Below are 7,949 nucleotides of genomic sequence, written 5' to 3'. Positions count from 1 at the left end.
GCTTCGCGGGAGGGGAACGACGCCCTTGCTGCGGGGCGGCCCTTGCTCGGCGTCCCTCGCTTAGGGCACGCCAATTTCAGGGCTGCAAACGGCTTACAACGCCACGGATTACTGGGGAATAGCAATGGATTTGCAATTTACGACTGAAGAACTGGCCTTCCGCGACGAGGTTCGCGGCTTCCTCAAGGACAAGCTGCCCGAGGACCTGTCGCACAAGGTCAAGAACGGCCTGCAGCTGACCAAGCAGGACATGGAGCGCTGGCACGCCATCCTCAACGAACGCGGCTGGCTGGCCAACCACTGGCCCGAGCAGCACGGCGGCCCGGGCTGGAGCGCGGTGCAGAAATTCATCTTCGAGCATGAATGCGCGCTGGCGGGCACGCCGCGCATCGTGCCCTTCGGGCTGAGCATGCTGGGCCCCGTCCTGATCAAGTACGGCAACGAGGCGCAGAAGGCCCACTGGCTGCCGCGCATCCTCAAAGGCGCCGACTGGTGGTGCCAGGGCTATTCGGAGCCGGGTTCGGGCTCGGACCTGGCCTCGGTCAAGACGTCGGCCGTGCGCGATGGCGATCACTACATCGTCAACGGCCAGAAGACCTGGACCACGCTGGGCCAGCACGCCAACATGATCTTCTGCCTGGTGCGCACCAACCGCGAGGCCAAGGCGCAGCAGGGCATCAGCTTCCTGCTGGTGGACATGAACTCGCCCGGCGTGGAAGTGCGCCCCATCATCACGCTGGACGGCGAGCACGAGGTCAACGAAGTCTTCTTCACCGACGTCAGGGTGCCCGTGGAGAACCTGGTCGGCGAGGAGAACAAGGGCTGGACCTACGCCAAGTACCTGCTGACCTACGAGCGCACCAACATCGCGGGCGTGGGCTTCTCGGTGGCCGGCCTGGAAAAGCTCAAGGCCGTCGCCGGCCGCATGCTGCGCAACGGCAAGCCGCTGACGCAGGACCCGCTGTTCGCGGCCCGCCTGGCCAAGGTCGAGATCGACCTGGAGAACATGAAGACCACCAACCTGCGCGTGATCGCCGCCGTGGCCGGCGGCGGCGTGCCGGGCGCCGAAAGCTCCATGCTCAAGATCCGCGGCACCGAGATCCGCCAGGAAATCCTGTCCCTGGTGCGCCGCGCCATGGGACCCTACGCCGCGCCCTTCATCGAAGAGGCCCTGCAGGCCGGCTACGACCAGCCCGCCATCGGCGACGCGGCTGCCGCCACGGCCGCCGCCGCGTACTTCAACTACCGCAAGCTGTCGATCTTCGGCGGCTCCAACGAAATCCAGAAGAACATCATCTCCAAGATGATCTTGGGCCTGTGATCGGCAGCAAGGAAAACGGAACATGAACTTCGAACACACCGAAGACCGCCGCATGCTGGCGGACAGCCTCAACCGCTTCGTCTCCGAGCAGTACGCCATCGAGGCGCGCAACCACGTCGCCTATGGCGAGGAAGGCCACAGCCCGCTGCTGTACGGGCAGTTCGCGGACATCGGCGCCATCGGCGCGCTGTTCCCGGAAGACGCTGGCGGCTTCGGCGGCCAGGGCTTCGACATCAGCGTGGTCTTCGAATGCCTGGGCCGTGGCCTGGTGGCCGAGCCGCTGCTGGGCGCCCTGGTCGTGGGCCAGGCCCTGATCGCGGCTGGCAGCGATGCGCAAAAGGAACAGCTGGCAGCCATCATCGGCGGCACGTCCATTGCGGCCCTGGCCCATGACGAGCCCGGCAGCCACTACGAGCTCAACAACGTCGCCACCACGGCCGTGCGCAGCGGCGACGGCTGGGTGCTGAACGGCGCCAAGGGCGTGGTCGCCTTCGGCGAGAAGGCCGACCTGCTGCTGGTCTCGGCCCGCACCTCGGGCAGCCAGTACGACGAGGCCGGCATCAGCCTGTTCCTGGTCCCCGGCAATGCCGCAGGCATCCAAAAGCGCGGCTACAACCGCATCGAGGGCGGCCGCGCGGCCGAGCTGGTGCTGGACAAGGTGCAGGTCGGGGCAGACGCCCTGCTGGGCGAAGAAGGCCGGGGCCTGTCCCTGCTGGAACGTATCAGCGGCTACGCCGTGCTGGCGCTGACCGCCGAGGCCGTGGGCGCCATGGACGTGGCCAAGGACCAGACGCTGGAGTACCTGCGCACGCGCAAGCAGTTCGGCGTGCCCATCGGCAGCTTCCAGGCCCTGCAGCACCGCATGGCCGACCTGCTGCTGGAAGTGGAGCAGGCGCGCTCGGCCGTGATCAACGCGGCCGCCGCCATTGCGGACGAAGACCGCGTGGCGCGCGAGAAGGCCCTGTCGGCCGCCAAGTACAGCATCGGCCGCATCGGCACCCTGGTGGCCGAGGAAAGCATCCAGATGCATGGCGGCATCGGCATGACCTGGGAACTGCCCCTGGCCCACTACGCCAAGCGCCTGGTCATGATCGACCACCAGTTCGGCGACGAGGACCACCACCTGTCGCGTTACATCGCACTCGGCTCGCAACACTGAGCCAAGGAAAGCCGCCATGACCGAAGCGAACCAAGTCCTGCTGACCCGCCGCGAAGGCGCCGTGCTGGTGCTGTCCAACAACAACGTGGCCGCGCGCAATGCGCTGTCGCCCGAGTTCTACGCGGCCGTCTCGGCGGCGCTCAAGAGCGCGGCGACCGACCCCACCGTGGGCGCCGTGGTGCTCACGGGCGAGGGCGGCCACTTCTGCGCGGGCGGCGACCTGCGCCAGCTGGCCAAGCGCCGCGAGCTGCCTGTGCAGGAGCGACGCGCCAAGCTCGAAGGCCTGCATGACCTGATCCGCAGCGTGCGCGACTTTCCCAAGCCCGTGATCGCCGCGGTCGAAGGCGCGGCGGCCGGCGCGGGCCTGTCGCTGGCCCTGGCCTGCGACATGCTGGTGGCGGCGAAGAACGCCGTGTTCTCGGTCGCCTACGTCAAGGTCGGCCTCACGCCCGATGGCGGCGCCACCGCCTTCCTGGCCGAGTTCGTCTCGCGCCAGGTGCTGACCGAGCTGTGCCTGACCGGCGAGCGCATCAGCGGCGAGCGCCTGCATGCCCTGGGCCCCGTCAACCGCCTGTCCGAACCGGGCCAGGCCCAGGCCGACGCCGTGGCGCTGGCCGCCCAGGTGGCCACCGGCCCCGACCAGGCCATGGCCCTGATCAAGGACCTGTGCCGCCAGGCGCCGCGCAACACGCTGGAAGAGCAGCTGGAGCTGGAGGCGCAGTACATGGTGCGCTCGCAGGAGAGCGAGGAATCGCGCGAAGGCATTGGCGCCTTCCTCGAAAAGCGCGCTGCCGACTTCACCAAGCTGCGCGGCTGAAACCGCTCAAGACCTAAAAGACTTTCCAAGGAGACAACGCACATGGCCGACAGCCACAACGATCAGAACCAGGACATCGACTTCCCGCTGGAGGGCGTGCGCGTGCTCGACCTCTCGCGCGTGTTCGCGGGGCCGCTGTGCGGCATGGTGCTGGCCGACTTCGGCGCCGAAGTGGTCAAGGTCGAGCACCCGGGCCGCGGCGACGACACGCGCGACTGGGGCCTGCGCATCGGCAAGACCGAGACCACCTACTACAACAGCATGAACCGCAACAAGCGGTCCATCACGCTGGACCTGCAGACCCCCGAGGGCGTGAAGATCGTCCACGACCTGCTGCCCCAGTTCGACGTGGTCATCCACAACTTCAAGACCGGCGGCGCCGAGAAGCTGGGCCTGGGCTACGAACAGCTCAAGGCCATCAAGCCCGGCATCATCTACTGCGCCGTGGCCGGCTATGACAGCAGCGGGCCCGAGGCCAAGCGCCCCGGCTACGACCTGGTCATCCAGGGCGAGGCCGGCCTCATGGCGCTCAACGGCGAGGCCGGCACGCCGCCGCTCAAGTTCGGCGTGGCCGTGGTCGATCTCATGACCGGCATGTACGCGGCCCAGGCCATCCTGGCCGCGCTGTTCCGCCGCGAGCGCACGGGCAAGGGCCGCCTCATCGAGATGGCGCTGTACGACAGCGGCATCATGATCACCGGCTACTACGGCCTGGATGCCATGCAGCTGGGCCATGACCCCGAGCGCTACGGCAATGCCCACCCCTCCATCGTTCCCTACGGCATGTATGAGGCGGCCGACGGCCCGCTGATCATCGCCGTGGGCAACAACGCCCAGTTCGACAAGTTCTGCCGCCAGGTGGTGATGCGCCCCGACATCGTCGAGGACGAGCGTTTCTCCACCAACGTCAACCGCGCCAAGAACCGCCTGGAGCTGGGCCCCATGCTCAAGGAACTGATCCGCTCCTTCCCGCGCGATCTGCTGCTGGAGCGCCTGACGGCAGCCGGCATCCCCTGCGGCCGCGTGGCCGGCCTGCACGAGGCCCTGACCAGCGAGCGCACGCGCCGTGGCGGCCTGCTGCGTGACATGCCCCACCCCGTGGTCGGCACCACGCCCGTGTTCGCGCCGCCCTACCGCCTGGACGGCCAGCGCCTGCCCATACGCCATGCACCGCCCACGCTGGGCGAGGGCACGCGCGAGGTGCTGCACCGGCTGCTGAGCATGAGCGACGAGCAGCTGCAGCAGCTGCAGTCCAAGGGCGTGCTGACCCTGCCCGAGACCCCCGCGCAACAGGGATAAGAGGACCGATCACGCGACTGATTCCACGGGGGGCCATTGATGCCCGGCTCCCGACCCGCCAGGTTTGCATGCCGCACCAAGACGGCACCCATAGACAGCAACACCCAGGAGACAAAGCCATGAGCAACCAAGTCACACGCCGCGACATTCTTCAAGGGCTGGCCGCCATCGGCGGCACCAGCCTGCTGGCCACGGGCGCCACCAGCGCCCTCGCACAGGCCGGCAAGCCGGCAGCGTGGCCCACCAAGCCCATCCGCGTGGTCGTGCCCTTCAACGCGGGCGGCGCCACCGACATCATTGCGCGCACCATCGGCGAGGCCCTGGCCAGGCGCGTGGGCCAGCCCGTGGTCATCGACAACCGCGCGGGCGCGGCCGGCATCCTGGGCACGGACGCCGTGGTCAAGGCGCCCGCCGACGGCCACACCCTGCTGGTCTCGCTCAGCACCTCCATGCTGATCAACCAGTTCCTCTACACCAAGCTGCCCTACAACCCGCAAAAGGACATCGCCCTGATCACCCAGATCGCAGCGGCGCCCGTCACCCTGGTGGTCCATCCCTCGGTGCCGGCCAACAACATGAAGGAGCTGCTGGCCTACGTGAAGGCCAACAAGGGCAAGCTCTCTTACGGCTCCTGGGGCGTGGGCTCGTATGCCCACCTGGCCGGTGCCTACATGAGCAAGACCATGGACGCCGACATGACCCACGCCGCCTACAAGGGCGAGGCGCCCATGATCCAGGAGCTGATCGGCGGCCAGCTGCAGATGTGCTTTTCCAGCGCGCTCAACACCAAGCCCTTCATCGACTCGGGCAAGCTCAAGGCCATCGGCGTCACGGGCAAGGAGCGCATGGAAATCCTGCCCAAGCTGCCCACCATCCATGAACAGGGCGTCACCGACGACGCCTACGCCATCTACGGCTGGGTGGCCATGGGCGCGCCGGCCGGCGTGCCCAAGGAGATCGTGGACCAGCTCTACGGCCACCTGCGCGAAATCGCCAAGGACCCCAAGGTGCTGGAGCGCACCGTGGGCGCAGGTTTCATGCCGCTGATGAACAGCCCGCAGGCCTTCCGCGAGAACTACCAGCGCGACATGCCCATCTGGAAGGCGCTGGTGGAAGAAGCCGGCGCGAAGCTTGATTGATTTTTCCGGCCCGCGGCAGCGGGCCGCCACCGACGACTGCTGAGACAGCTTTGAGAGGAGACTTCATGTACACGCGCAATCCCGCATCCCCGGCACGCCCCACGCGGCGCAGCGTTCTGGCCCTGGCCGCAGCCCCGCTGCTGGCCGGCCTGGCCGGCGGCGCCCTGGCCGAGACCGGCTGGCCCAGCAAGATGCTGCGGCTGGTCGTTCCCTTCCCGGCGGGCGGCCCCACCGACACGGCATCGCGCATCGTAGGCCAGAAGCTGGGCGAGCGCCTCAAGCAGACCGTGGTGGTGGAAAACCGCCCTGGCGCCTCCGGCTCTATCGCGGCCGTGCAGGTCGCCAAGAGCCCGGCCGACGGCTACACGCTGATGATGCTGGCCACGCCCACGCTGCTGGCGCCGCACCTGTACAAGAAGGCCGGCTACGACACCGTCAAGGACTTCACGCCCGTGGCCACGGTCTATGACCTGCCCATCGTCATCGTGGTCAACCCCACGCTGCTGCCCGATGTCACCGACCTCAAGAGCCTGATCGCCCACGCCAAGGCGCAGAAGGTCGCGCTCAACTACACCAGCTCGGGCGCCGGCAGCTTCGGCCACCTGAGCATGGAGCTGCTCAAGCAGATGGCCGGCTTCGACATGCAGCACGTGCCCTACAAGGGCGGCGTGCCCGCCATCACCGACACCATCGGCGGCCAGGTGCCCATCATGTATGCCGACCTCGTGGCCGCGCTGCCCCACATCCAGGCCGGCAAGCTGCGCGCCATCGCCGTGGGCTCGCCCCAGCGCGTGGCCATGCTGCCCGACACCAAGACCATTGCCGAGCAGGGCATCAAGGGCTACGACGCCGTCTCCTGGGGCGGCCTGCTGGCGCCCAAGGGTAGCCCCAAGGCCGTGGTCGACCGCATCGCCAGCGAAGTGCAGCAGATCCTGGCCGACAAGGACATCCAGGACAAGCTGCTCAACGCAGGCGCCATCGCCGCCTACCAGAACCCCGCCCAGCTGGGCCAGCGCATCCAGCAGGACTACACGCGCTGGGGCCAGCTGATCCGCGACAAGGGCATTGCAGTGGAGTGACAACGACATGAAGACACGCATCACCGAACTCTTTGGCATCGAGCATCCCATCATCCAGGGGGGCATGCACCATGTGGGCCTGGCCGAGCTGGCCGCCGCCGTCTCCAACGCGGGCGGCCTGGGGCTGATCACGGGCCTGACCCAGCGCACGCCCGAGCTGCTGGCGCGCGAGATCGCGCGCTGCCGCGAGATGACGGACAAGCCCTTCGGCGTCAACCTGACCTTCCTGCCCTCGGTCAACCCGCCCGACTACCCGGGCTACGTCAAGGCCATCATCGAAGGCGGCGTCAAGGTCGTGGAGACGGCGGGCAACAACCCGCAGAAATGGCTGCCCGCGCTCAAGGAAGCCGGCATCAAGGTCATCCACAAGTGCACCTCGGTGCGCCATGCGCTCAAGGCCGAGGCCATCGGCTGCGACGCCATCAGCGTGGACGGCTTCGAATGCGGCGGCCATCCGGGCGAGGACGACATCCCCAATTTCATCCTGCTGCCGCGCGCGGCCGAAGAACTGAAGATTCCCTTCGTCGCCTCGGGCGGCATGGCCGACGGCCGCTCGCTGGTGGCTGCGCTGGCGCTGGGCGCCGAGGGCATCAACATGGGCACGCGCTTCATCGCCACCCAGGAAGCGCCCGTGCACGACAACGTCAAGCAGGCCATCGTCGCGGCCAGCGAGCTGGACACGCGCCTGGTCATGCGCCCGCTGCGCAACACCGAGCGCGTGCTGACCAACCCGGCCACCGAGCGCCTGCTGCAAAAGGAGCGCGAGCTGGGCGCGGCCATCACCTTCGCCGACATCGCGCCCGAGGTGGCCGGCGTCTATCCGCGCATCATGCATGACGGCGACATGGACGCAGGCGTCTGGTCCTGTGGCATGGTGGCCGGCCTGATCAACGACGTGCCCACGGTCCAGCAGCTGATCTCCGGCATCATGGACCAGGCCCATGCACTGATCAACGAGCGGTTGGCCGGCCTGGCCCGCTGACCGCCCATCTTCACAGGACTTGCGCAAACAGGATGCGACAACGTGCTGCGCCCCATGGCAAGCCGCTTGCCTTGTTCCTTCTTGCGTAGGTCGTACTTCAAAAACCAGGAAAGAGCTTTCTCATGAAAATCCTTGTACCCGTCAAACGTGTCG

7 protein-coding genes are annotated in these 7,949 nt (G+C 67.7%); all 7 read left to right on the top strand.

Features of this window, described 5'->3' with window-relative positions; all coding sequences use genetic code 11:
- Positions 1-124 precede the first annotated feature (124 nt).
- Complete coding sequence (locus DTS01S_RS00035; protein WP_061287120.1) at positions 125-1,321, top strand: acyl-CoA dehydrogenase family protein; 1,197 nt, start codon at positions 125-127, stop codon at positions 1,319-1,321.
- Positions 1,322-1,343: 22 nt separating this feature from the next.
- Positions 1,344-2,480 carry an acyl-CoA dehydrogenase family protein gene (locus DTS01S_RS00030; protein ID WP_046240841.1) on the top strand — a complete coding sequence of 379 codons (1,137 nt, stop codon included), beginning with the start codon at positions 1,344-1,346 and terminating at the stop codon, positions 2,478-2,480.
- Between the two features lie 16 nt (positions 2,481-2,496).
- Positions 2,497-3,297 carry an oxepin-CoA hydrolase, alternative type gene (locus DTS01S_RS00025; RefSeq protein ID WP_013804147.1) on the top strand — a complete coding sequence of 267 codons (801 nt, stop codon included), beginning with the start codon at positions 2,497-2,499 and terminating at the stop codon, positions 3,295-3,297.
- A 42-nt stretch (positions 3,298-3,339) separates the two neighbouring features.
- Complete coding sequence (locus DTS01S_RS00020) at positions 3,340-4,596, top strand: CaiB/BaiF CoA transferase family protein (RefSeq protein WP_043789948.1); 1,257 nt, start codon at positions 3,340-3,342, stop codon at positions 4,594-4,596.
- 119 nt (positions 4,597-4,715) lie between these two features.
- On the top strand, positions 4,716-5,735 hold the full coding sequence (locus DTS01S_RS00015; protein WP_017407912.1) for a Bug family tripartite tricarboxylate transporter substrate binding protein: 1,020 nt from the start codon (positions 4,716-4,718) through the stop codon (positions 5,733-5,735).
- A 65-nt stretch (positions 5,736-5,800) separates the two neighbouring features.
- On the top strand, positions 5,801-6,814 hold the full coding sequence (locus tag DTS01S_RS00010) for a Bug family tripartite tricarboxylate transporter substrate binding protein (RefSeq protein ID WP_017407911.1): 1,014 nt from the start codon (positions 5,801-5,803) through the stop codon (positions 6,812-6,814).
- Positions 6,815-6,821: 7 nt separating this feature from the next.
- On the top strand, positions 6,822-7,796 hold the full coding sequence (locus DTS01S_RS00005; RefSeq protein ID WP_012203331.1) for an NAD(P)H-dependent flavin oxidoreductase: 975 nt from the start codon (positions 6,822-6,824) through the stop codon (positions 7,794-7,796).
- The last annotated feature ends 153 nt before the right edge of the window (positions 7,797-7,949 follow it).

It is taken from the genome of Delftia tsuruhatensis NBRC 16741, from assembly GCF_001571325.1.
GTDB lineage: Bacteria > Pseudomonadota > Gammaproteobacteria > Burkholderiales > Burkholderiaceae_C > Comamonas > Comamonas tsuruhatensis.
This window is presented reverse-complemented; position numbering and strand designations above follow the sequence as displayed.